Raw genomic sequence first — 25,149 nt, forward strand, 5'->3', positions numbered from 1 at the left:
AGTGGGGGCGTCCAAACAGTTCAAACTGTTTGGACGCCCCCACTCGTTTAAGCGGTAGGCCGTCTCAGCTTAGTTGCGGACGTTGGCTTCGATGCGCTGGCCGACCTCTTCGTCGATGTTCTTCCAGTACTCGATGGCGTTGGAGAGAACTGGCTCTACAACGTCGGAGAGCGCGCCGGAAACGGTTTCGACGAGGCGGTCACGGCCGGCGTCGTCGAAGACGTTGCGGACCAGGTCGTGTGCCTGCGAGAAGTCGTCGTCGTCCTTACGGAGGGTGTAGGCCGCGCGGGTCAGGTCGCCGTCAGCTTCCCAACCGTTGTCGACTGGGCCCTCTTCATCCGACCACGAGTCACCAAACGAGTTCGGGGCGTAAACGGAGCGAGCACCGGTGTGCTCGTACCACATGTTGCCCTCGAAGTTGTAGGTGTGGACGTCGTTGATTGGACGGTTGACAGGCAGCTGCTGGAAGTTGGTGCCGATGCGGTAGCGCTGTGCATCCGCGTATGCGAAGTTACGGCCCAGCAGCATCTTGTCTGGGGAGTTACCGGTACCTGGAACCATGTTCGCTGGGGAGAAAGCAGCCTGCTCGATCTCAGCGAAGAAGTTCTCAGGGTTGCGGTTCAGGGTGAAGGTACCGACCTTGTGGCGCGGGTAGTCGCCCAGTGGCCAGATCTTGGTGAGGTCGAATGGGTTCAGACGGTAGGTCTTTGCCTCTTCGTACGGCATGATCTGAACGTGCATGTCCCACTTCGGGTAGTCGCCGTTCTTGATGGCCTCGAACAGGTCGCGGCGGTGTGCTTCAGCGTCGGTACCTGCCAGCTGCTCTGCTTCCTCGTTGGTGAGGCCCTCAACACCCTGCTGGGACAGGAAGTGGTAGCGAACCCAGAAGCGCTCGCCTTCAGCGTTGACCCACAGGTAGGTGTGGGAGCCGTAGCCGTTCATGTGGCGGTAGCTCTTAGGGATACCGCGGTCACCCATGAGGTAGGAAACCTGGTGTGCGGTCTCTGGGTTCTGGGTCCAGAAGTCCCACTGCATCGTGTTGTCGCGCAGACCGTTTTCAGGCAGGCGTTTCTGCGAACGGATGAAGTGTGGGAACTTCATTGGGTCGCGCACAAAGAAGACTGGGGTGTTGTTACCGACGAGGTCGAAGTTGCCCTCTTCGGTGTAGAACTTGAGCGCGAAACCTCGAACGTCACGCCACGTGTCTGGGGAGCCGAGCTCACCAGCAACCGTGGAGAAACGAGCCAGCATCGGGGTCTTCTTGCCAGGCTGCAGGAAGTCAGCCTTGGTCCACTTCGAAACGTCCTCGGTGACCTCGAGCTCACCGAATGCGCCGGAACCCTTTGCGTGTGGGCGGCGCTCTGGAACGTTCATGCGGTTGAAGTGTGCCAGCGTCTCGACCAGGTGGTGGTCGTGCAGGACGATCGGGCCGTCCTGGCCAACGGTCAGCGAGTTGCGGTCGCTGACAGCAGGGATGCCGGCCTGGGTGGTTGAACCAGTGCCGTGGGGCTTGGTGTTCTCAGCCATGTTGCTCCTTTACTTGGATGAGATTGGAACTTTGTAGACGACCTTATGCTTCTTTGCAGTCCTCGCAAAGACCGCGGTAGAGAACCTCCGCCACGTCAATGTCGATGCCGTGGGTGTGTGAAGGTTCAAGGCACGGGGCGTGCCCGAGGGCACACTCCACGTCCTCAAGTCTGCCGCATTTCACGCACTGAACATGGTGATGGTTATCCCCGGTCTCCACCTCATACAGGGTGGGGGAGTTAGGGACTTCCACGCGCCGTAACAGCCTCACGTTCGTGAGGTCATGCAGGATCATGTGCGTGGTTGAAAGCGCTAACTGGGGTAGAGCTTCCGATGCGTACTTGTGGATCTGTTCTGCCGACGCATGGGATGACGCGGCTGTTGCTCGCATCACCGCCATCCGTTGCTTGGTGACACGGCGATTATGCGCCTTGAGCGTGTCCGCCCATGAGCGTTCACGGTCGTCAACGGGTGAAGCCGCCGTGATCGGTCCGAGTGTCATGCAACACACTCTAGCAAATTATTCTGAATAATTCAGAATAAGAAATGAACTCTTGGTGTCTCGGTAACAGCGTGGTGAGCGATGAGGCGGGGTGTTCGTTGCGGCCGTGGGCACACCTTATGTAGTGTCACGGTGTGGCACACGACTCAAAAGCCCATTCTGGGGTACCTGCACCATCTCCTCAAACACCTTCTTCTAATGACGCGCCAACGGTTCTGCGCGCGCGTTCGCTAACCAAGAAGTTCGGGGATTTCACAGCCGTCAACGGCATCGACTTCGACGTCGCCGCAGGCGAATCCTTTGGCCTGCTCGGCCCCAACGGCGCAGGTAAGTCCACGACCATGAACATGATCGGTGGCGTCTCAACCCGCACATCGGGTGAGCTCAGCATCCTCGGGATGGACCCGAGCGAAGAAGGCCCCCGCTTGCGCGCCCACCTCGGCGTGGTGCCGCAGCAAGACAACCTCGACGAAGAGCTCACCGTCCGCGACAACCTCTACATCTACGGCCGCTATTTCGGGATGAAGCGCCGCGAAATCGTGCCGCGTATCAAAGACCTGCTCGCGTTCGCGCAACTTGAAGACAAAGCCGCCAACCGCGTCGACCAGCTTTCAGGCGGCATGAAGCGCCGCCTGACCATCGCGCGTTCGCTCATCAACGACCCTGCCGTGCTGCTGCTCGACGAGCCAACCACTGGCCTCGACCCACAGGCCCGTCACATCCTGTGGGACCGCCTATACCGGCTCAAAGAACGCGGCACGACGCTCATCATCACGACCCACTTCATGGATGAGGCCGAGCAACTCGCAGACCGGCTCATCGTGGTCGATGGCGGCGAGATCAAAGCTGAAGGTTCGCCGTCCGCGCTTGTGCGCGAGTACGCGACTCGCGAAGTCGCAGAGATGCGTTTCGGCTCCGACAAGAACGCTGCAGCGGCCGAGGTCCTGAATAAAGACGGCTTCCGAACCGAAACGCTGGCCGACCGCGTGCTTGTCTACGCCGACGACGGCGAGGCCGCGGTTGCTCGCGCTGTGAGCTTGGGGCTGCGCCCCGTATCGACGCTGGCCCGCCGCGCATCGCTTGAAGACGTGTTCCTGATCCTGACAGGACGGTCCCTCATTGACTGACCCTCACAACGCACACACAACCGACGCCTCAGCAACAGGCGCCGACGTCCTCATCCGCCGCGAGCCGATCTCCGGGCCCACGGAGCAAGGCGACCGCTCCGCCCGGAAGGTCTCCCGCGCAGGCTCCTGGTACTTCGCGGAGTACCTCTTCCGCGGGATGCGCCGCTACATCGACGTGATCCTCGCGGACTCCGTCGGCACCCCTCTCATGTACCTCGTCACGATGGGCGTGGGCCTCGGTGCCGTCCTGACGAATAATCAGACGAGCTTCGATGGCGTCCCGTACATCACCTTCATCGCCGGCGCGCTCGCCGCGACCATGGCGGTCGGCATCGCGATGGAGGAAATGACCTTCCCAGTGATGGGCGGGTTCAAATGGAACCGAACCTATTACGGGCCGCAGGTCACCCCGATCACGCCGCAACAGATCGCCCGGGGCACGGTGATCGCTGTCTCTATACGCGTGGTTGCGCAGACCCTACTGTTGCTCCTGATCCTCGCGGCCTTCGGCGTCATCCACAGCCTGAGCGCCGTCCTGGTGATCGTGTTTTCGACGATCGCAGCACTCGCTTTCGGCTTGCCGTGTATGGCGTTCGCGGCGGGTATTTTCCAGGAGCGCGGCCAGTTCTCGGTCATCATGCGCTTCATCGTCACGCCGATGTTCCTGTTTTCGGGAACGTTCTACCCGCTCGAGCACCTGCCGATCTACCTGCAGTGGATCGGCTGGATCTCACCCATCTGGCATGCAACCGAGCTGAACCGGTGGGCGATCTACGGGCACGAGGTTGAGCCGTGGATGTTCCCGGTCCACCTCGGCGTCATGATCGTGGTCGCCGTGATCGCGTTCCTGATCGCCCAGACCCGCTATTACCGCCGTTTGCGCGGCGAAAAAGTCAAGACGCGCGTGTGGGGTGCCCGCGCCGCCAAGAAGACGATGGCGAGCGTGAGCCCCGCTGACACCTCGGGTGAAGCAGGCGATCCGTACGCGGTCGGTTACGGAAGCCAGGGCACCGGTTCCGCCGATGCGCAGAATGCGCATGAAGACTCCGCACCTTCCGCCCCGGCAGCTGCCCAGGCCCAGGGCACAGCACAAGCCGCGCTTTCGCAAGCTAGCAAGCCACGGCGTCGTTGGCTATCTGACCTGTATGGCCGCAACGCTAAAGCGGTCATGGAACGTTCGTGGATGGCGACCAAGAACTCCACGTGGATCGTGATCGTGACCGGCTTTGCGGAGCCGGTGCTGTATCTCGCCTCGCTCGGTTTCGGCCTCGGCGTGGTCATCAGCGGGGTCGAAGGCCCAGGCGGGCAGACGATGAGCTACGCGGCATACATCGCGCCGGGCTTGCTCGCGGTTTCAGCGATGAACGGTGCCCTCATGGACACCAACAACATGTTCTTCAAGCTGCGCTACGCGAAGCTGTACCGGGTGATGCTCAACACCTCGCTCGGCCCGATGGACGTTGCGATCGGTGAAATTACGATGGCGATGATCCGCGGGTTCATCTATTCGCTCGGCTTCTACCTCATCGCCGCGGCCGCGGGCCTCGTGGGGTGGGGAAGCGGGCTGCTCATGATCCCGGCGGCGGTGCTGATCGCGTTCGGGTTCGCGGCCGTGTTCATGGCAATCACCACGTGGTTCACCCGATTCCAGCACCTCGACTGGCTCAACATGATCGTCCAGCCGCTGACCCTGTTTTCCGCGACCTTCTTCCCGCTGGACGTGTACCCGCAAGCCGTACAGGCCGTCATCGCGTCGCTACCGCTGTGGCACGGCGTCGACCTGCTGCGCATGCTTGCGACCTCGACCTTCACCATCGACATCCTGTGGCACGTTCTGTACTTCGTTGTCATGGCGGTCGCAGGGCTGACGGTCGCGACGATGCGGTTCAAGAAGATGTTCCTCACCTAACGAGTGAGCTGGACACAACACGTGAGCGGGGACGTGGGCGGCTGAGGCATCTGGGATAATGGACATCATGTCTGAACTCCCTTCGTCTAATAAACAGGCCAACGCGCGCGCTCGGAACGTCGCTCGCCCGCTCGGCATGGCCTCCTGGATGATGGCCGTGCTGACGTTCGCGCTCATCGTTGCCATCATCTTCGCCGCGAACTCCAACCAGGTTGTCGGCTGGATCGTCGTGATCATCACCGGCCTGTGGCTTTTGCTCGTTGCTGGCGTGTTCTTGACCCTGCGCGCCGGTGCCCGGGCCGTGGGACGTAGGTGGGATAAAACGAACGCGAACCTCGCCGCGAAACTCTCCAACGACGCGAGCCCAGACAGCACCCGCCCAGGCGTGATCAGTGAAGCCGAAATGAACCACGAGATGAAGCTTGATCACTCCTTCAAGATCGTCCAGGTCCAATACGGCGTGGTTATGGACAACCTCGGCAAAGACGACGAACAAGCCAAAGACATGGTCAACCGCGCTCTGGACACCATCAACATCACCGCGACCAACGCACGCGACATGATCAAGCAGCGCCGCAAAGACCGCCACACCAGCACAGTCGAAGGCGAGATCATCGACTAACACTGGGCGGCAGGCCCGCACTGAACCCGCATCCAGCCCGCAGCGAACCTGCGCCGAATGCGCGCTATACACGCACAGGAAACCGATCAAGCTAAAGGTATTTGAGTGTCTGAGAACGTATTGCGAGTAGCATCCTTCAACGTCAACGGAATCCGCGCCGCCGCCCGCCGCGGATTTGATGAGTGGCTCGAGGACCGCGGCGTAGACATCCTCGCGCTCCAGGAAGTGCGCGCACCCGATGCGATCGTTGAGAAACACTTCGAAGGAAGCGACTGGCACGTTCTGCACGCAGAAGCCGCAGATAAGGGCCGTGCTGGCGTGCTCATCGCCTCGAAACGGGAGCCGGATGCGACCCGCATTGGAATCGGTGAACCATACTTTGAGACCTCCGGCCGCTGGGTCGAAGCCGACTACACCATCAACGGCCGTAAGCTCACCGTCGTCTCCGCATATGTTCACTCTGGCGAGGTGGACACCCCACGCCAGGACGATAAATACAAGTTCCTCGACACGATGCTCGTGCGCATGCCGGAACTGGCAAAGCAGGCAGACGACGTGCTGATCGTGGGCGATCTCAACGTGGGACACACCGAACTTGACATCAAGAACTGGAAGGGCAACGTCAAGAACGCCGGCTTCCTCCCGGAAGAGCGCGCCTACTTCGATAAGTTCTTCGGCGAGATCGGCTACAAGGATGTCGCCCGCGAACTCGCAGGGGACGTTCCGGGACCGTACACGTGGTGGTCCTACCGCGGGAAGGCCTTCGACAACGACGCCGGCTGGCGCATCGACTACCACATGGCCACGCCAGAGCTTGCCGGCCGCGCGATCGAAGCGCGAGTGGACCGCGCCGAATCCTACGACAAGCGAGTATCAGACCACTCCGCACTCGTCATCGATTACAGCATCTAGCGCGCCGGCTGCACTAAGCGTAGCCTCCAGCACACACGGCAACAGCGCATACACCCGAAGGACATCAGCATCACCATGAGCACCGAAGCGACCGAAACCGAAACAGCGACTGAAACAACTGAGGCAACCGAAACGCCGCACCGTCCGCGCATCCTGTCAGGGATGCAGCCATCTGCGGACTCCCTGCACCTCGGTAACTACCTCGGTGCGCTCGTGCAGTTCGTGAAGCTCCAGCACGATGCGGATGCCTTCTATTTTGTTCCGGACCTGCACTCGATCACCTCCCCAGACGGCTCAACCAACCTTGCTCAGCGCACCCGCACGACCGCCGCGCAGTACATCGCAGGCGGGGTGGACGTCGACAAAGCCACGCTGTTCATCCAGTCCCACATCCCAGAGCACGCCGAACTCAACTGGGTTCTGCAGTGCATCACCGGTTTCGGTGAGGCCTCCCGCATGACCCAGTTCAAAGACAAATCGAGCCGCTACGGCGCCGACTCAACCAACGTCGGCCTGTTCACCTACCCGTCGCTCATGGCGGCCGACATCCTGCTGTACAAGGCAGATCAGGTGCCGGTCGGCGACGACCAGACCCAGCACGTCGAGCTGACCCGCACGCTCGCGCAACGCTTCAACCATCGCTTCGGCGAGGTGTTCGTGGTTCCGAAGGCCGTCAACCCACCCAACGGTGCGCGCATCTATGATCTGCAGGAGCCGACGTCGAAGATGTCGAAGTCCGGGGCGTCACCGAACGGCCGTATCGACATCCTGGACGCACCCAAGACGATCGCTAAGCGCATCAAGTCCGCGGTAACTGACACCGGGACTGAGGTGTCCTTCGACCGCGAATCCAAGCCGGGCGTATCCAACCTGCTCTCGATCCTCTCCGCCGTGACCGAGAAGCCGATCGATACCCTCGTTGCCGAATACGAAGGCAAGATGTACGGTCACCTCAAGGTCGATGTTGCCGACGCCGTGGTCGCAGCGCTCGAGCCGGTACGCGAACGCACGCTGGAACTGCTGGACGACCCAGCCGAACTCGACCGGCTGCTCGCCGTTGGTGCCGCGAAGGCCCGCGCCGTGGCTCAAGAGACCCTCAAAGAGGTCTACGACGCGGTAGGTTTCCTGCCACCTGCACGCCTGAACTAACGCGGCAACTGTTATTACGCGAAGGTGTGAGAATGCCACGGTAAGGTTCAACTATGGGTACCGAACGCTATGAGCACGGCACACACGAGGAAAGTGCGCGCACTCTTGCTACGAGCACGCAGCTAAGCGCAGGCCAGATGGCAGGCGCGATAGGCGAGGGCCGGTCCTTTCTTGGCATCGTGATCCCCGTCGAGGGCGAGTACGCCCGCAAGGTGTCTGCGACCCGTGCCGCCACCGGTGACCCGTACGCGTACATCCCTCCTCACATCACGCTGATGTCGGGGGTCCCGTTACCTGACCCGGCCGAGGCCATAGCGCATATCCGCAATGTCGTTTCGGCGTTCTCTCCGTTCCCGTTGAGGTTCGCAGGTACAGACACGTTCTATCCGGTCTCGCCGGTGACCTATCTGCGCGTTGCGGAAGGGGAGCGGGAACTCACCGAACTGCATGAACGCCTCCATTCAGGCCCGCTCGATGCGAAGCCTGCCTACCCGTTTGTGCCGCATCTGACCCTGGCCCAGGAGGTAGCGCCGGAGCGGCTTGCGCAGGTGCGCCGCGAATGGGAGGACGTCTCATTCAACATGTCCGCCCACGGCGTCACGGTGCATGTGGGCGATGGCGCTGGGTCCTGGACCCAGATCGAGGAACTTGCCTTCAGCGGATGACCGTTAAACGTGTGCGGGCCGGAAAGGGACATTCCCTTTCCGGCCCGCACACGTTTGAGGGGCTCAGCCCTACGCGTTCATCCTGTCACCTTAGATTGTGCGGTTCAGGATTGCGCGCTTGACCTCAGCGATAGCCTTCGTCACCTGAATGCCGCGTGGGCATGCCTCGGTGCAGTTGAAGGTTGTGCGGCAACGCCATACGCCTTCCTTATCGTTGAGAACCTCAAGACGCATATCCCCGGCCTCGTCACGTGAGTCGAAGATGAAGCGGTGGGCGTTCACAACTGCTGCAGGGCCGAAGTACTGGCCGTCGGTCCAGAAGATCGGGCACGAAGTGGTGCATGCAGCACACAGGATGCACTTGGTCGTGTCATCGAAGCGTGCGCGCTCTTCCTGGGACTGCAGGCGCTCACGCGTTGGAGCGTTGCCTTTGGTCACGAGGAACGGCATGACTTCACGGTAGGACTGGAAGAACGGTTCCATGTCCACGATGAGGTCCTTCTCGACTGGCAGGCCCTTGATCGGCTCAACGGTGATTGGCTTGGAGGTATCCAAGTCCTTGAGCAGGGTCTTGCAAGCCAGACGGTTGCGACCGTTGATGCGCATAGCATCGGAGCCGCAAATACCGTGTGCGCAGGAACGACGGAACGAAAGCGAACCGTCCTGATCCCACTTGGCTTGATGCAGGGCATCCAGAACACGGTCGGTGCCGTACATGGTGAGCTTGAACTCATCCCAGCGAGCCTCGTCGGAGACCTCCGGGTTGTAGCGGCGGACCTTCAGGGTGATATCGAACTGCTCGATTTCGCCGGAATCGGAGCCAGCAACCTCAATCTTGGATGCTGGTTCAGCAACGTTGGTAGACATCAGTACTTACGCTCCATTGGTTCGTAGCGGGTGAAGACAACCGGCTTGGTATCGAAACGCAGGCCGCGAGTGCCGTCAATGTTGGCGGACTCGTCCTTGTAGATCATGGAGTGCTTCATGAAGTTCTCGTCGTCACGGTTCGGGTAGTCCTCGTGGTAGTGGCCACCGCGGGATTCGTGACGGTGCATAGCAGCAACAGTCATGACCTCGGCAAGGTCGAGCAGGAAGCCGAGCTCGATCGCTTCGAGCAGGTCCAGGTTGAAGCGCTTGCCCTTGTCCTGGATACCTACCGACTTGTAGCGCTCACGCAGAGCCTCGATGTCATCGAGGGCCTGCTTCATGGAGGCTTGAGAACGGAACACCTGCATGTTGGTGTCCATGGTCTGCTGCAGTTCTGCACGGATGTGTGCAACGCGCTCCGGGCCGTCGTTGTGCAGAGCGTGGTTGATCTGCTCTTCGACAAACGCGGTCGGGTTCTCTGGGACGGCAACGAACTCGGCATCGCGAGCGTAAGCTGCCGCGTTGATACCGGAACGCTTACCGAACACGTTGATGTCCAGAAGCGAGTTGGTGCCCAAACGGTTGGAGCCGTGGACGGAAACGCAAGCGACCTCACCTGCGGCGTAGAGGCCCGGCACGATCGTGTCGTTATCCTGGAGAACCTCGCCCTTGACGTTGGTTGGGATACCACCCATGACGTAATGAGCGGTCGGGAAGACCGGCACTGGCTCTGTGTAAGGCTCAACACCGAGGTAGGTGCGTGCGAACTCGGTGATGTCCGGGAGCTTCTCGTCGATGTGGGACGGCTCGAGGTGGGTCAGGTCGAGCAGGACGTAGTCCTTCTTCGGGCCGGCACCGCGGCCTTCGCGAACTTCCTGAGCCATCGAACGCGCCACGATGTCACGTGGTGCGAGGTCCTTAATGGTTGGTGCATAACGCTCCATAAAGCGCTCACCGTCACCGTTACGCAGCACGCCACCTTCACCGCGGGCAGCCTCGGAAAGGAGGATGCCGAGGCCTGCGAGGCCGGTTGGGTGGAACTGGACGAACTCCATGTCCTCAAGCGGCAGGCCTGCGCGGAACGCGATCGCCATGCCGTCACCGGTGAGGGTGTGAGCGTTCGAGGTGGTCTTGAAGATCTTGCCTGCACCGCCGGTTGCGAAGACAACCGACTTAGCCTGGAAGACCTCGATCTCACCAGTTGCCAGATCGTAGGTCACCACACCTGCAACGCGCTTCTGCTTGTAGGCGGTGCCGTCCTCACGGGTTGCGTCCTCTTCGGTCAGCAACAGGTCAAGAACATATACCTCGTTGAAGAACTCGACGTTGTGCTTAACGCAGTTTTGGTAGAGGGTCTGCAGAATCATGTGACCCGTGCGGTCAGCGGCGTAGCATGCACGGCGAACAGGGGCCTTACCGTGGTCGCGGGTGTGGCCACCGAAGCGACGCTGGTCAATCTTGCCCTCTGGGGTGCGGTTGAACGGGAGACCCATCTGCTCAAGGTCGATCACCGCGTCAATGGCTTCTTTAGCCATGATCTCTGCGGCATCCTGGTCAACCAGGTAGTCGCCACCCTTAATGGTGTCGAACGTGTGCCATTCCCAGTTGTCCTCTTCAACGTTGGCCAACGCTGCACACATACCGCCCTGAGCGGCACCGGTGTGAGAACGGGTTGGGTAGAGCTTAGTCAAGACCGCGGTGTGTGCACGCTGACCAGCCTCGATGGCTGCGCGCATGCCGGCGCCGCCGGCACCGACGATCACGACGTCGTACTGATGTACCTGCATTCGTGTTTTCCTTTTCGAAACGTCAGGGGGCTACTCAGGCGCCGCACACGGCGAGAGTCGAGCCAGGGATGCATGGATCAAAGGTGAAGATGACCAAGGTGCCGAGGATCACCGTGAAGATCGAGGCGATGTAGAGGATCGTCTTGAGCCAGAAACGGGTGCGATCCTTCTCAGCGTAGTCATTTATGATGGTGCGAACACCGTTGGTGCCATGCAACATTGCCAGCCACAGCATCGTCAGGTCCCAGAACTGCCACAGCGGGTTAGCCCACTTACCGGCAACGAAACCGAAATCGATAGCGGCTACACCGTCGCCCACCAGCAGGTTGGTGATGAGGTGGCCGAAGATCAGGACGATCAGGACCACGCCCGAGAAGCGCATGAACAGCCACGCCATCATCTCGAAGTTGTTGCGAGACTTACGTGACCGGTTGTACTTCGGGTCAATTCGTGGGGAACGGGGAGCTTCAATCTGTGCAGTAGCCATGATTAGTTACCCCCAAAGAAGTGGCTGAACACGAGGGTCAAGTGACGTGCAGCGAATGCGGCGACGGTCACGACCCACAGGACGATGACGCCCCAGAAGAGGCCGCGCTGGATCTTGGTGCCCTGCTTCAGGAAGTCAACCAAGATCAAGCGGACACCGTTGAAGGCGTGGAACACGATCGCGGCGACGAGCGCGAGCTCACCGAGTGCCATGATCGGGTTCTTGTACGCGCCAATCACGGCGTCGTATGCGCCTGGGTCAATGCGAACCAGGGCGGTGTCCAGAACGTGGACGAGCAAAAAGAAGAAAATAACGACACCGGTAACGCGGTGTCCCACCCATGACCACATGCCTTCACGGCCGCGATACAGGGTGCCAGAAGATGTCTTCGACACTGATCTACCTCCAAGACCACCGGGCGTATGTGCCACTTTGGGCACAATTTCGGGTGCGCGCCGATGTCAGCGTTCCTATCTAGACTAATGCACTTTGAGTTTGCGTGCCGAGTGCTTGGCCGTCAGTGTGATCTGCGACCCTTAAATATGTCGGTTGCTTCATGGGCGCATGTCATCTGGGTGAAATATGCACGCCAAAGCTTTCCTAATACTTTGGTCTACTTCGACTCATCCTTCGGTAGGACGCCGGTCACATCATCTCGGGTAGTGTGATGCAAATGATGAAGAATAAAGGGTTTTCGGGCGATGTCATGGAACGCTTTTACGGCGTCATCCCTGCAGGCGGGACGGGCACTAGGCTCTGGCCGCTCTCACGTGCAGCAGCCCCTAAGTTCCTGCATGACCTCACAGGCTCCGGAACAACGCTGATCCGCTCGACGTACGAGCGTCTCTTGCCTTTGATGAATGACCGTGTCCTGGTCGTCACAGGCCGCGCACATGGAGACGCGGTGCGCCGGCAGATCACTGAGCTTAAAGAGCATGACCTCGTGTTGGAGCCTGAACCGAAGGATTCGGCTGCCGCGATCGGTTTGGCGGCAGCGATCCTCAATAAGTGCGACCCGGACATCATCATGGGATCGTTCGCGGCCGATCAGGTGATCACTCCGGAAGAACAGTTCCGTGAGGCAGTCACTGAAGCGGTGCATATCGCCGCGACCGGCAAGATCGTCACGATCGGCATTACACCTACCTACGCTGCAACCGGTTTCGGTTATATCCGCACCGGCGGCAAGCTCGATATCCCTGGTGCACCGAGCGGCCGGAAAGTCATCGAATTCGTTGAGAAGCCAGGCGGGGCCGCAGCACAGCGCTACCTGGCCAGCGGTAGCTACCTCTGGAACGCCGGAATGTTCGTAGCCCCGGTGGGGCTCATGCTCCAGCACCTACGGGAAAACGAGCCAGCGCTTGCCGCAGGGCTTGAAGAGATCGCTGACGCGTGGGGAACTGAGCGTCAAGAGCGGGTCCTCAACGAGGTGTGGCCGGGCCTACCTAAAACCGCGATCGACTACGCGGTCGCCGAGCCTGCCGCGCTAGCCGGTGATGTTGCGGTGGTCCCAGGCGAATTCACGTGGGACGACGTCGGCGACTTCGCCGCCCTGGGCCGGCTCAACCCTGCCGAGGATGACACACGCGTGAAAGTCCTGGGCCACGGAAGCCGCGTCTACGTCGATGACTCCTCCGGCATCGTGGTTTCTGATACGAACCGCGTGATCGCGTTGATCGGCGTTGAAGACGTTGTCGTGGTCGATACTCCGGACGCGCTTCTGGTGACCACAAAGTCCCATGCACAGCAGGTTAAGGATGCAGTTAACGCGTTGAAAGCTCACGGTCAAACGGACGTACTCTGAATCTAGAGGCACCTACTCTGATTGAGAGACAAAGAGGAGAGATACGCCGTGACATCTCAAAGGCCCGCCCCTGATACCGCTGAGCACATCGAGGACCTGTTCGATACCCTCGTCGCATTCCGCCGTGAAGTCCACGCTGACCCGGAGCTCTCTTTCGAAGAATTCCGTACCACAGACCGGATCGTAGAAGCGCTTGAAAAAGCCGGGCTGGAGCCGGTCCGCCTCCAAGACACCGGCGCCTACGTCGATATCGGGGAGGGGCCTTTCGCGATCGGTTTACGCGCCGACATCGACGCGCTACCCGTCACGGAAGTGACAGGCCTGGAGTTTGCATCCCAGAACAAGGGCGTGGCACACGCGTGCGGCCACGACGTCCACACCACGGTGATGCTCGGCGTTGCGCTGGTTCTGCACCGCCTGAACACCGAAGGCAGACTCAACGCCCGGGTTCGGGTGATCTTCCAGCCTGCTGAAGAGAAAATGCCAGGCGGGGCTAAGAAGGTCATCAAGCAAGGCGTAATCGATCCGTTGCCGCGGCTTGCGGCCCTGCATTGCGAACCCCGTATCCTCGCCGGCCGCGTCGGCACCCGCATCGGCGCGATCACCTCGGCATCTGACACGATCCGTATCCGCCTGCACGGGCGCGGCGGTCACACCTCCCGCCCGCACCTGACCGAAGACCTCATATACGCGATGGCGCAGATCGCGCTCGGCGTTCCGGCGGTCCTAAGCCGCCGCATCGACGTCCGCTCGGCCGTATCGGTTGTGTGGGGCCAGATCAACGCAGGTAACGCTCCGAACGCGATTCCGGCGTTCGGAACCCTATCCGGCACGATGCGTTGCCTCGACGCTTCAGCTTGGGATCAGGCAGGAGAGCTGCTGGATCAGGTCATCAAGCAGGTTGCAGCCCCCTACAACGTCGAGGTCGAGCTCGAACACATCCGCGGAGTCCCGCCGGTTGTCAACGCGGAAACCGAAACCGCGCTCATCGAAGAAGCCGCGCGCCAAGAGATAGGCGGCGAGGCCATCGAGCTCATGCCGCAATCGATGGGTGGCGAAGACTTCGCGTGGATGACGATGCGCAAGCCAGGCGTACTGATGCGCCTGGGTACGCGCAGGCCAGGCGGGCCAGTGTATGACCTCCATCAGGGCGACTATGACCCGGATGAATCCGCGATCAAGACCGGCGTTGCCGTCATGACGCGCGCCGCGCTACTCGCGGCAGAGGAAGCCGCACACAAACAGTAAACACACTGAAAAGGGAAGAGCATGACGAGATGAGCCTCACCGGTCTAGTCATCGCCACAAAACTCGGCGAGACCATGGACATGATCAACGACTGGATCCTGCACGCCGCCACCGCATGGTGGGTGTTGCCCGTGGTTTTCATCATGTCTGTGATCGACGGGTTCTTCCCAGTGGTGCCTTCAGAGTCTTTGCTCGTTGGCTTGTCCTCGGTGTGGGCCTCTCAAGGCTTCTTGCCTGTCATGGTGCTCGCGTTAGTGGGTGCAATGGGTGCGTTCATCGGCGATCAGATCGCGTACTCGTTAGGCCGAGCCGTGGGCAGGCAAGGGTTCAAGTGGATGCGCAGGCCCGCGGTCGCGAAAATGCTCGTGACCGCAGAGAAACAGCTCGAAAAACGCGGTGGCGTGCTCATCTTCACGGCCCGATACGTGCCAATCGGCCGCGTTGCCGTGAACTTCACCGCCGGGGCCACCGGATATTCACGTAAAACGTTCATGCTGTTTGACGCGATCGGTTGCCTCATGTGGGGCGCATACTCCGTGCTGATCGGGACCGTGGCCGGCCAGTGGATGGAATCGAACCGCCTGCTCGGGATCATCATCTCCATCTGCATCGCGATGGTGCTCGGGTGGATCCTGGACCGCATCGTCCACCGCGTGATCTGGCGCGTGAACCCTGAGTGGGAAGAAACCGAGCCGAAACCGAAAATCCCGCGCCGCGAAGTCCACAGGGACCCAACCCAGCAGCAGGCCGAGCCGCGCGAACCGAAGCAAGCAGAGTCGCGTGAGCAGAAGCAGGCAGAGCGCAATCCGAAAGATCCAGATGAATCCTGATGACGAGAAGGTGACGGCCGCGCTTGAACGTGCCCGCGGCATCGTGCGTTTGCTGCGTAGCGAGTGCGGGTGGACCTCCGCGCTGACTCCACAAAAACTGGCTCCGTACCTGATTGAAGAGGCGCACGAAGTCCACGATGCGGTGGCTAGCGAGGCCCCGGATGCTGACTTGGTGTCCGAGCTGGGGGATGTACTGTTCCAAATCCTGCTCCACGCGGAGCTGGGCAGGGAGCGCGGCGCGTTTGATCTTGATGACATCGCTGATGCGCTCAGTGAGAAGCTGCTGCGCCGCAACACTCACCTGTTCAACGCAGACGGTTCGATGCGCTCGGATCCGCAACGTAGCGCGGAAGCCGCGGAAGCCGCGTGGGCGGAAGCGAAACGGAAAGAGAAATCGGCCCCAAGCTAACGGGCGGATACCATAGGAAGCGACGAGCGGCGCCATCACAAAGCCACGCGCCGTTGAATCATCAAAAGGAGCACAAACCAATGCCTCTGATTGACGCCGTTCACGCGCGCCAGGTCATCGATTCCCGCGGTAACCCAACTGTTGAAGCTGAAGTTCTTCTCACGGACGGCTCGCTGGGCCGTGCGATTGTGCCCTCCGGCGCATCCACCGGTGAGTTTGAAGCGGTAGAGCTCCGCGACGGCGACAAGAGCCGCTACCTCGGCAAGGGCGTCACCAAGGCCGTGGATAACGTCATCGACGTCATCGGTCCAGAACTGCAGGGCCTCGTTGCAACCGATCAGCGTGACATCGACCAGATCATGCTCGACCTGGACGGAACCAACAACAAGTCCAAGCTCGGCGCTAACGCACTGCTCGGTGTATCGCTCGCGGCAGCACACGCCGCTTCCGAGTCCTCGAACCTCCCGCTGTATAAGTACCTCGGCGGCCCGAACGCACACGTCCTGCCAGTCCCGATGATGAACATCCTCAACGGCGGATCCCACGCTGACTCCGATGTCGATATTCAGGAGTTCATGATCGCTCCGATCTCTGCCCCAACCTTCTCTGAAGCGTTGCGTATGGGCATTGAGGTGTACCACTCGCTCAAGGCTGTTCTGAACGAAAAGGGCCTCTCGACCGGCCTCGGCGATGAGGGCGGCTTCGCCCCGAACCTGCCAAGCAACCGCACCGCGCTCGATCTGATTGTCACCGCGATCGAGAAAGCCGGCTACACGCCAGGTGCCGACGTAGCGCTTGCACTCGACGTGGCTTCGTCTGAGTTCTACAAGGACGGCGTCTACGTCTTCGAGGGTGAAAACCGCACCGCAGAGCAAATGGCCGACTACTACGCCGAACTCGTTGAGGCCTACCCGCTCGTCTCCATCGAAGACCCGCTGTATGAAGACGACTGGGCAGGCTGGAAGAACCTGACCGAACGGCTGGGTGATAAGGTCCAGCTGGTCGGGGACGACCTGTTCGTGACCAACCCAGAACGCCTCGAACGCGGCATCAAAGACGACACCGCGAACGCGCTACTCGTGAAGGTCAACCAGATCGGTACCCTCACCGAAACCCTGGACGCCATCACGATGGCGCAGCGTGCAGGTTATGCATGCATGATCTCCCACCGCTCAGGCGAGACCGAGGACGTCACGATCGCCGACCTCGCGGTTGCAACCAACGCAGGCCAGATCAAGACCGGCGCCCCGGCCCGCTCCGACCGCGTCGCTAAGTACAACCACCTGCTACGCATCGAAGAAGAACTCGGCGAAGCCGCATCCTACGCCGGCGCATCCGCGTTCCCACGTTTCAAGGCCTGATGCACGGCGAGGTTAGCCCGCAGTCCCGCCTCAGCTGAGTAGGATAGGAAACCACCGAAGCCCCACGCTTCGGTGGTTTCCTGCTTTCTCACCCCAGCTGGGTTGGCCCAGGAATGAAGGTGGGGGGGAGCCTCGCCTGGGAGCAGGCAAAGATTGGATGGATTGAGCGCCGAGAGGATGTGTCAATGAGCCCGCGACGCCCACGCGTTCCGCATGCGCACAGTGCACAGCAGGCGCGTAAATCCGAAGAAGCCCTGCGCCGTGCGCAACAGCGTGAACACGAGCTAGAACAACAACGCGCGCAACAGCGAGAACAAGAGCTCCAGCAAGAGCGCGAGCGCCAGCTGAGGCAAGAGCGCGAACGTGAACGTGCCGAGGGTCAGCCACAGGGCCCTGCATCGCTTGCACAGGACACGTTTTCAGCCACCGCTAAAGGTGGCGACAAAGGCCAGCAGCGGGTTGAAGCCCAAGCAGGAAACAGCGCTAGCCAGCGTCGTTTAGCGAAGAAGCAACGCCGCTTAGAGAAAACCGAACGCCGCCGTGCACAACGCGAGCACGCACAGAAACTCGCGGAAGCCCGAGCCCAAGACACCGAAGAACGAAAAGCGCGATTCCACGCCCGCCAACAGCAAGCCAGACAGGAACCATCCCCGCAGGGCCAATCTCAGCAGAGTCAATCTCAACAGGGCCAAGCAAAGCAAGGGCAGGCTAAGCAAGAGCGCGGGTCACTGGCTGAGCCCCCGACGAAACCCGGCCGCGGTCTCCGAGCGGCAGCGATTCGACGCCGCAAAGCCCGCATCAACGATCGCCTCACGGAACGCGCAGCACTTCAAGGCGCGATCCGATCGACGGGTAAGCGCACCCCAGCCGAGAAGAACAAGCCAGCCCCGCAACAACCCGTTCCGGCTAAAAGCTTGTCGATGCGCGTCATCGTGCTCACCATCGTCATCGCGATCTCGGTGGTGACAGTGTTCCCAGCGCTCACAACCCTTGGCCAGCAGACCGCCGAACTCAACAAAGCCCGCGCGGACATCGCGAAGGCAAAGTCGGAACAAGAACGGCTCACCCGTGAGCTTAAACGCTGGGATGACCCGGAATACATTAGGCAACAGTCTCGCAACCGGCTCAATGTGTATGCGCCGGGGGAAAAGCTCTACGTCCCGGTGGGTAAGCCTGCTAAAAAGAAGCTCGCCTCAACCAACCACCCGAGCGGCTACCGCCAAGGGCTGCCGTGGGTCGAAGGGCTGTGGGATTCCACCGTGTCGCTAGGCGTCAACCCGACCACGCGCTTCCAGGACTCAGAGGCAAACGCTCAAGAGCCCGAAGGTGAAAAAGACTGAGTAGAAGTTGATCGGTGCAGGTATCGATAGGCGCGGCACCGAGTGAGGAGAAGACATGACGACCCCCGCAGCAGAGGCGCTCAATAGCGAACAGCGGGTCCCCACCGAGAAGGACGTTGACACCGTTTCGCGTCAGCTTGGCCGGCCCGCTCGTGACATCGTGGAGATCGGCGCTCGCTGCGTGTGCGGTAATCCTCTCGTGGCAACCACCGCGCCTCGTCTCAGCTCCGGTATCCCGTTCCCCACGACCTACTATTTGACGCATCCGGTCGCGACCTCGGCGTGCTCACGTGTTGAGGCTGAAGGCCTCATGGTCACGATGAACGAACAACTTTCTAAAGACCCTGAGCTCGCGAAAGCCTACGCAGCAGCGCACGAACACTATCTTGCGGTGCGGGATGCGATCGGTAAGCGCTCCGGCGTGGGTGAGGTCCCTGAGATAGCGGGAGTATCCGCGGGCGGGATGCCGGACCGCGTCAAATGTATCCACGTGTTGGTGGGGCATTCGCTGGCGGCTGGCCCGGGGACCAATCCGCTCGGCGACCAAGCTCTCGAAGCGATCGCTCAGTGGTGGCGCCCCGATGTCTGTTCGTGCCAAGGCGCGTGGGACACCGAAGGTCCCGCACCATCGAAAGACAAGTCCCGCCACGTGCGCACCCAAGCGGGTGACCCGGAGAAGAAGCGACTTGAACGAGCCGCCAAACGCGCGGCAGACGAGGCTAGTAGCAACAGCAAGGCCGGCAGCAGCGCGGCTGATGACACGAACCAGGCGGAGGGTAACTAGATGCGTGCGGCCGTCATCGACTGTGGAACGAACTCCGTCCGACTCCTGATTGCCGATATGACAGTCACTGACGGCGAGATCGAACTCACTGACTGTGTACGCACGATGGAGGTTGTGCGGCTCGGGGAGGGCGTGGACTCTCACGGCCGGGTCTCGGCAGAGGCCCTAGGCAGGCTTGCGAAAGCCCTCGATGGTTTCGTGGCCACGATCAAACGGTTCCAGCCGGAGCAGACCACGTTCGTGGCTACCTCAGCTACCCGGGATGCCGCCAACGCTGAGGAGGTGCACGATGTGGTGCGCCATCATCTCGGGGTCGAGCCGCGCGTCATCACGGGCGAGGAGGAGGCTCGCTTCTCGTTCACGGGCGCGGTCTCTGCGGTCGATGTGGCTCCGGTTGAGAATGTTTTGGTCCTGGACCTTGGGGGAGGGTCCACCGAGTTCGTGACCGGGCGCGGCGGCGAGGTGACTGCTGAAGTATCAACGCAGATGGGTGCGGTCCGTTACGCCGAGCGTTTCATGCATTCTGATCCGCCATCAGAGGAACAGAAAGAAGAACTCGCCCAAGCCGTCGGGGAGGTCCTGGCGGGGATTTCAGACACGATCGATTTCAGCTCGGTTGACCGTCTCGTGGGTGTCGCCGGCACCGTGACTACGGTGCTCGCTCACGCGCTCGACCTGCCTTCCTATGTCCCAGAACGCATCACCGGCGCCGCGATCCCCGTCCCGTTGGCGATCGCAGTGTGTGGCGAACTCGCATCGTTCTCTAAGAAGCGGCTCGCTGACCTGCCGTACATGCACCCTGGCCGGGTCGACATCATGACCGGTGGCGCGATGATCCTCAAAACGATCCTTGAAACCATCCAGGAACGCACCGGCGGGCGCGTCAAAGAGCTCGCGGCGAGTGAAAACGACATTCTTGACGGCGTTGCGATCGATCTCATGCGCCGCTGAGTGCCGCGTGAAGTTTGACAATCGCAGATCAGGCATAGAATGGAACTATGCCTAGCTCACAGCAACTGTCCCAACGCCCACGTACTCTTGTTGTTGGGGGTGGATACCTCGGTCTTTACGTTGCTAAGAACCTGCAGAAGAAGGTTCGTGCACTTGGCGGCGTCGTCACCGTTGTCGATCCGCTTCCATACATGACCTATCAGCCGTTCCTCCCGGAAGTTATGGGTGGATCGATCGAGCCACGCCACATCACGGTGCCTCACGCACGTTGGCTTCGTCACAGCGAGCTCGTGCGCGGCTCGGTAGTCCGCATCGACCATCAGGCGAAGGAAGCACTCGTCAAGGATGACAACGGTGAAGAGTTCACCATCCCTTACCAGGATGTAGTCCTCGCCGCTGGTGCGATCACCAAGACGTTCCCGATCCCGGGCCTTGCTGATGCCGGCATCGGGGTGAAGCGTGTGGAAGAAGCGATCTATTTGCGCGACCACGTGCAGGAACGCATCCAGTTCGCTGACAACACCGATGACCCGGTGGCGCGTAAGCGTGCGCTGCGTGTTGTTGTTGTGGGTGGTGGCTTCAACGGTGTTGAAACCATCTCCGAACTGCACGATGCGGCGGTTCTTGCCGCTAAGCGTTGCAACAACATCACACCAGCAGACCTTGACTTCCAGCTCGTTGAAGCGATGGGCAAGATCATGCCTGAGGTCCAGGAGGACTCCGCTAAGTGGGTTGTTGAGCACCTTCGCGACCGCGGTATCACCGTGCGCCTGAACACATCGCTCTCTGATGCGACCGACCGCCACCTCAAGCTCGTCTCGATGCCAGGTGGGGACCCAGTCGATGAGTTCGACGTCGACACCCTGATCTGGACCGCGGGCGTTCAAGCCAACCCGATGATCCGTGACACCGACCTCAACGTCGAGCAGCGCGGCCGCCTGACCGTCGATGCAACTCTGCGTTGCGTTGATGCAGACGGCAACGTCATCGAAGGCGCATGGGGAGCAGGCGACATCGCGGCAGTCCCGGACCTCTCCGGTGGCGGCCTCCCAGACGGCACGTGCGTTCCGAACGCTCAGCACGCCGTCCGCCAGGCTCCTGTCCTGGCAAGCAACCTGCTCGCTGAGCGCTACGGCCAGGGCGAGATCAAGGAATACAAGCACACCAACCTCGGTGCTGTTGCCGGCCTCGGCTACGGCAAGGGTGTTGCTAAGATCATCAAGTTCCCGATGCACGGCTTCCTCGCTTGGGCTGCCCACCGCGGCTACCACGGCATGGCGATGCCAACCATCGAACGTAAGATCCGCGTGTTCAGCGGCTGGATCAACCAGCTTATCGCTGGCCGCGACGTGTGGGGTCTGCGTAACGTGAACCGTCCGTTCGATGAGTTCCGTAAAGCAGCTTCCCCTAAGAAGAAAGCTGATGCTTCTAAGTAATTCTCATAGCGAGGCATAAGCCTCGCGCGTGCTCAGCGTCTAGCATGGCGCTGAGCACGCAAGCCCCCATAGCCCAATGGCAGAGGCAGAGGACTTAAAATCCTTTCAGTCTGGGTTCGAGTCCCAGTGGGGGCACGTGCCAGCTGTTGAACTGATTCAGCCGATCGCGGTCTTGAAAGACCCGGAGGCTTTAGCGACCCACGAAGATACGTGTCTTGCCGCGGCGCTTGCTTCCATCACAGCGTGGCTTGCTTTCCCGGATGACCCGATGTGGGGTCCGTGGCTTCACGGGCCCGACGGCCGGGGCGGCGGTCAAGGCAAAAGTGTGCGACGGGGCAAACCGAAAGACTTCCGTGCGCTTGAGAACGCCGGAGCGGTCATGGTGAGCGTCGGGACCGCGCAAGCGGCGGCGCTGGCCCCTACTGAATATCCGCTGACCGGCCGCATGAAGCAGCTGCAGGTTTCTGGAACCGAATTCGAACACGCCGGCGAGCCAACCGTTTACGGTGAGATGAATTCGCCGAAAATTCTGCACATCGGTATCGATACCGTATTGGGGATGTCCACGGGTAAAGCGGCCGCTCAGTCCGCCCACGCAGGGCTGACATGGGCGATGCAGTTGAGCCATGACGAGCTTGAAGACTGGATTGAAGACGGCTTCCCATCCACGCTCATCCCGCTTGATCGCGATGGTTGGCGCACCACGGCAACGAACGCGACCGTGGTGATCCGCGATGCCGGGCACACCGAGATCACACCGGGTTCGGTGACCGCGGTCGCTTGGTGAGCGAATGCATACAGGGCAGGCGACCCTGTAAGATGGTTCACAGTTCCTTGGACGCGTGAAACGTCGCCAGGTGATCTGTGCGTGTTCGCGCTGCCCTAAGAAAAAGAGGTAGAAAATTAATGGCTTTCCGCAGTAGCAACCCGGTTTTCAAAGAAGGAAACTTCCGCGAGAAGATGCGCAACGGTGAAGGCGCCGAGGCGATCCACGCGCCGTCAGCTGCAGATCTTGACCGCATGTATGGTGCGCCTTCGGCACAGCCGGGCCAGCAGCCTCCGCAGCCACCGCAGGGTTATCAGGCCCCGCGGGGTAACCAGCCGCCGCAACCGCCAATGGGTTACCAGCCGCAACAGGGCTATCAGCAGCCTGACTACGCTGCTGGCGATCTAAGCGTCCAGCATGGTCAGGGTGGCCAGGGCGAGCGCATGGTCATGGGCGATGTGCTCAACAAGATGACCATCTTGCTCGGCCTGATCGTTGCTTCCGGCGCGGTTGCTTGGTTCATCGTGATGGGTACCGTCCGTGGCGCTATGAGCGGGGCGGGCATAGGCGCACTCGGTGGCGCAATCATCCCTATGGTGGTTATCGCGGCGATCGGTGCTTTCGTGATCGCGATGATCAACCAGTTCAAGCGCGTCACCTCGCCGGCCTTGTCTGTCATTTACGCGGTCCTTGAAGGTTTCGTGTTGGGTGCGATCTCCGCGATCGCTGAAGTCGCTTACCCAGGTATCGCTCTGCAGGCCGTTCTCGGCACGATCCTCGTGTTCGCTGTCACCTTGGGCCTGTACCGCTCGGGTAAGTACCGCACCTCGCCACGCATGACCCGCATCGTGATGGTTGCGGCGATGGCTTACCTCGCGTTCTCCCTGGTCAACCTCGGTGTTGTTGTTTTCGCTGGCACCTCGATGCGTACCGGCGTGTTCGGTATGCTGATCGGCCTGTTCGCGGTGCTGCTCGCTACCTACTTCTTGGTCATGGACTTCGAGTTCATCCAGGGCGCGATCGAGCAGGGCGCACCGAAGCACGTTGCATGGACCGCGGCGTTCGGTCTGACGGTCACGCTCGTGTGGATCTACATCGAGGTCCTGCGTCTGCTGATGATCATCCGCGAAATGGTGGACCGCTAAACGCAGGACACCACAGCTGGGCACGCTCAGCGCATAAACCTCAAGCCACGGTATGCCAAAACATTTGTTTTGGCATACCGTGTTTTTATGCCCAGATCATCACCGAACCGTCTCCGCAAGGCGGGGGCGAGGTTTTCAGAAAAGCTCCGTAGCGTCCGCAACTCTATAGAGCAGCGCCGCGCGGAACTTAAAGCGGAGCAGGAACAGCCAGAGCGAGAGCCTGAACAGCCAGATGTAGCGGTGCCTAGCGATATCCCGCAACCGCTCAAGGTCACCGCGGGGTATGCGTGGCGCATCGGCGTCATTATTGTGGTGACGGTCATGATTCTGTGGGGCCTCAGCCGTGTAGCGGTGGTTCTGATCCCGGTGATGATCGCCGCACTACTGGCCGGCCTGTTGAGCCCTTTGAAGAAGCTGCTTGTGAAACTGCGGTTTCCAAACGGGCTGGCGACCTTCGGAGCGCTACTGATCTTCGCGGGCCTGCTCACTGGAGTTGTGTGGCTCGTGGTCGCGACCATGGCGCAAGGCGCTGAAAGGTTGTGGGCCGAGGCGATCGACGGCATCAACTCGATCCGCACTTGGTTGGCGACGGGCCCACTCAAGATCACGGATACACAAATCACGGACTGGGCCCAGGAGATGCTGCAGCGCCTGCAAGCGAATTCGCAGGATGTACTCAAGCAGGCCGCATCAGTGGGCACCACCGTGACCCATTTCCTCACGGGCCTCCTATTGACGATCTTCGCGCTGATCTTCTTCCTGCTGGATGGTCCGAAGATCTGGAAGTGGGTTGTCGGTCTTTTCCCTCGCCACACCCGTGCTGCCGCTGATGGGGCTGGCCGCTGTGGCTGGGCGTCACTGATTTCTTATATCCGCGTCCAGGTTGTGGTCGCGTTGATCGACGGTTTCGGCATCGGGCTGGGCGCCTACATCCTCAACGTTCCGTTGGCACCACAGCTGGGTGTGCTGGTGTTCCTGGGTGCGTTCATCCCGATCGTCGGTGCGTTCCTGACCGGCGCTGTCGCCGTGCTGATCGCGCTTGTAGCCCAAGGCTGGGTCGTCGCGCTGATCATGCTCGGTGTCGTGCTGCTGGTGCAACAGGTTGAATCCCATGTGTTGCAGCCGCTGATCATGGGCCGCGCAGTGAGCCTTCACCCGCTCGCTGTGGTGTTGGTGGTTGCGTGCGGCACGTTCCTGTGGGGCATCGCTGGAGCGCTGTTCTCGGTTCCTCTGGTGGCCATCATCAATAGCGTCGGCAAGTATCTCGCCGCGAAGGAATGGGAGCGAGACCCCGCGGTTGCCCACCACCGTAAAAATTCCAGGCAGAGTGACGTAAAAGCGAGCCACGAGCCAACAGATACATATGATGAACAAGAGCCCCGTCTCACCCCGCGCCCAGCTGATACCGCAGCCGAGCGGGACGGTGACGAGCAACAAAAACCATAGCTGCGCGGCAAAACTCAAAGCGCAGTGACCGCTGGAAACCTCAGCAACCAGGAGAAACTAAAGTAGTGACGAGAA

The 25,149-nt window shown here is 60.7% G+C and carries 24 protein-coding genes and 1 tRNA gene; 19 read left to right on the plus strand and 6 right to left on the minus strand.

What is annotated here, in order from left to right:
* Positions 1-69 precede the first annotated feature (69 nt).
* Both J2S67_RS01555 and J2S67_RS01560 read right to left on the minus strand, forming a co-directional pair.
* A complete protein-coding gene (locus J2S67_RS01555; RefSeq protein ID WP_310245643.1) occupies positions 70-1,527 on the minus strand; it encodes a catalase in 1,458 nt (485 codons plus the stop codon).
* Positions 1,528-1,570: 43 nt separating this feature from the next.
* Positions 1,571-2,029: a Fur family transcriptional regulator gene (locus J2S67_RS01560; protein ID WP_052048276.1), complete on the minus strand. Its 459-nt coding sequence runs from the start codon at positions 2,027-2,029 to the stop codon at positions 1,571-1,573.
* A 215-nt stretch (positions 2,030-2,244) separates the two neighbouring features.
* Between J2S67_RS01560 and J2S67_RS01565 the strand changes: the two genes are divergently transcribed.
* From J2S67_RS01565 to J2S67_RS01590, 6 genes are all read left to right on the plus strand, one after another.
* Positions 2,245-3,156: an ABC transporter ATP-binding protein gene (locus J2S67_RS01565; RefSeq protein ID WP_310248652.1), complete on the plus strand. Its 912-nt coding sequence runs from the start codon at positions 2,245-2,247 to the stop codon at positions 3,154-3,156.
* Complete coding sequence (locus J2S67_RS01570) at positions 3,149-5,065, plus strand: ABC transporter permease (RefSeq protein ID WP_310245648.1); 1,917 nt, start codon at positions 3,149-3,151, stop codon at positions 5,063-5,065. Before J2S67_RS01565 ends, J2S67_RS01570 begins: the two co-directional genes overlap by 8 nt.
* A 67-nt stretch (positions 5,066-5,132) precedes the next feature.
* Positions 5,133-5,687: a hypothetical protein gene (locus J2S67_RS01575; protein WP_035755000.1), complete on the plus strand. Its 555-nt coding sequence runs from the start codon at positions 5,133-5,135 to the stop codon at positions 5,685-5,687.
* Positions 5,688-5,792: 105 nt separating this feature from the next.
* Positions 5,793-6,599, plus strand: a complete 807-nt coding sequence (locus tag J2S67_RS01580) for an exodeoxyribonuclease III (RefSeq protein ID WP_239446206.1) — start codon at positions 5,793-5,795, stop codon at positions 6,597-6,599.
* 75 nt (positions 6,600-6,674) lie between these two features.
* Positions 6,675-7,748, plus strand: coding sequence for a tryptophan--tRNA ligase (gene trpS / locus J2S67_RS01585; RefSeq protein ID WP_275435893.1), 1,074 nt, complete (start codon positions 6,675-6,677; stop codon positions 7,746-7,748).
* 53 nt (positions 7,749-7,801) lie between these two features.
* A complete protein-coding gene (locus tag J2S67_RS01590; RefSeq protein WP_239446205.1) occupies positions 7,802-8,413 on the plus strand; it encodes a 2'-5' RNA ligase family protein in 612 nt (203 codons plus the stop codon).
* Between the two features lie 90 nt (positions 8,414-8,503).
* Here J2S67_RS01590 and J2S67_RS01595 read toward each other — a convergent pair whose 3' ends face one another.
* The 4 genes from J2S67_RS01595 to sdhC are packed head-to-tail and all read right to left on the minus strand — an operon-like array spanning position 8,504 to position 11,949.
* Complete coding sequence (locus J2S67_RS01595) at positions 8,504-9,280, minus strand: succinate dehydrogenase iron-sulfur subunit (protein ID WP_070490029.1); 777 nt, start codon at positions 9,278-9,280, stop codon at positions 8,504-8,506.
* Positions 9,280-11,067, minus strand: a complete 1,788-nt coding sequence (gene sdhA, locus J2S67_RS01600; RefSeq protein WP_070490026.1) for a succinate dehydrogenase flavoprotein subunit — start codon at positions 11,065-11,067, stop codon at positions 9,280-9,282. Before sdhA ends, J2S67_RS01595 begins: the two co-directional genes overlap by 1 nt.
* Positions 11,068-11,101: 34 nt before the next feature.
* Positions 11,102-11,554, minus strand: coding sequence for a succinate dehydrogenase hydrophobic membrane anchor subunit (locus tag J2S67_RS01605; protein WP_035754922.1), 453 nt, complete (start codon positions 11,552-11,554; stop codon positions 11,102-11,104).
* A 2-nt stretch (positions 11,555-11,556) separates the two neighbouring features.
* The gene (gene sdhC, locus J2S67_RS01610) at positions 11,557-11,949 is read right to left on the minus strand and encodes a succinate dehydrogenase, cytochrome b556 subunit (protein ID WP_083285498.1); all 393 of its coding nucleotides are present in this window, start codon (positions 11,947-11,949) and stop codon (positions 11,557-11,559) included.
* 278 nt (positions 11,950-12,227) lie between these two features.
* On the opposite strand from sdhC, the gene J2S67_RS01615 reads away from it, so the two are divergent.
* The 13 genes from J2S67_RS01615 (at position 12,228) to J2S67_RS01675 (ending at position 25,074) form a co-directional block, all read left to right on the plus strand.
* Positions 12,228-13,358: a mannose-1-phosphate guanylyltransferase gene (locus J2S67_RS01615; protein WP_070490024.1), complete on the plus strand. Its 1,131-nt coding sequence runs from the start codon at positions 12,228-12,230 to the stop codon at positions 13,356-13,358.
* Between the two features lie 48 nt (positions 13,359-13,406).
* The gene (locus tag J2S67_RS01620; protein WP_035754925.1) at positions 13,407-14,606 is read left to right on the plus strand and encodes an amidohydrolase; all 1,200 of its coding nucleotides are present in this window, start codon (positions 13,407-13,409) and stop codon (positions 14,604-14,606) included.
* A gap of 29 nt (positions 14,607-14,635) precedes the next feature.
* Entirely contained in the window at positions 14,636-15,436 is an 801-nt protein-coding gene (locus tag J2S67_RS01625) for a DedA family protein (protein ID WP_239446204.1), read from the plus strand.
* On the plus strand, positions 15,426-15,845 hold the full coding sequence (locus J2S67_RS01630) for a MazG nucleotide pyrophosphohydrolase domain-containing protein (protein WP_052048280.1): 420 nt from the start codon (positions 15,426-15,428) through the stop codon (positions 15,843-15,845). Before J2S67_RS01625 ends, J2S67_RS01630 begins: the two co-directional genes overlap by 11 nt.
* Positions 15,846-15,925: 80 nt before the next feature.
* Entirely contained in the window at positions 15,926-17,206 is a 1,281-nt protein-coding gene (gene eno, locus J2S67_RS01635) for a phosphopyruvate hydratase (protein ID WP_035754927.1), read from the plus strand.
* Positions 17,207-17,391: 185 nt separating this feature from the next.
* Entirely contained in the window at positions 17,392-18,546 is a 1,155-nt protein-coding gene (locus J2S67_RS01640) for an FtsB family cell division protein (RefSeq protein WP_310245673.1), read from the plus strand.
* A gap of 55 nt (positions 18,547-18,601) precedes the next feature.
* Positions 18,602-19,330 carry a DUF501 domain-containing protein gene (locus J2S67_RS01645; RefSeq protein WP_310245676.1) on the plus strand — a complete coding sequence of 243 codons (729 nt, stop codon included), beginning with the start codon at positions 18,602-18,604 and terminating at the stop codon, positions 19,328-19,330.
* The gene (locus tag J2S67_RS01650; protein WP_310245679.1) at positions 19,331-20,281 is read left to right on the plus strand and encodes a Ppx/GppA phosphatase family protein; all 951 of its coding nucleotides are present in this window, start codon (positions 19,331-19,333) and stop codon (positions 20,279-20,281) included.
* 47 nt (positions 20,282-20,328) lie between these two features.
* Positions 20,329-21,717, plus strand: coding sequence for an NAD(P)/FAD-dependent oxidoreductase (locus tag J2S67_RS01655; RefSeq protein ID WP_310245682.1), 1,389 nt, complete (start codon positions 20,329-20,331; stop codon positions 21,715-21,717).
* A 62-nt stretch (positions 21,718-21,779) separates the two neighbouring features.
* A tRNA-Leu gene (locus tag J2S67_RS01660) sits at positions 21,780-21,852 on the plus strand.
* Position 21,853: 1 nt separating this feature from the next.
* Positions 21,854-22,504: a peptidyl-tRNA hydrolase gene (locus J2S67_RS01665; protein WP_070507617.1), complete on the plus strand. Its 651-nt coding sequence runs from the start codon at positions 21,854-21,856 to the stop codon at positions 22,502-22,504.
* Between the two features lie 119 nt (positions 22,505-22,623).
* Positions 22,624-23,628 (plus strand): Bax inhibitor-1/YccA family protein, encoded by a 1,005-nt coding sequence (locus J2S67_RS01670; protein WP_070507615.1) that lies wholly within the window; start codon positions 22,624-22,626, stop codon positions 23,626-23,628.
* A gap of 87 nt (positions 23,629-23,715) precedes the next feature.
* Positions 23,716-25,074 carry an AI-2E family transporter gene (locus J2S67_RS01675; RefSeq protein WP_083285496.1) on the plus strand — a complete coding sequence of 453 codons (1,359 nt, stop codon included), beginning with the start codon at positions 23,716-23,718 and terminating at the stop codon, positions 25,072-25,074.
* Positions 25,075-25,149: the final 75 nt, after the last annotated feature.

This window comes from Pseudoglutamicibacter albus, from assembly GCF_031458175.1.
Lineage (GTDB): Bacteria > Actinomycetota > Actinomycetes > Actinomycetales > Micrococcaceae > Pseudoglutamicibacter > Pseudoglutamicibacter albus.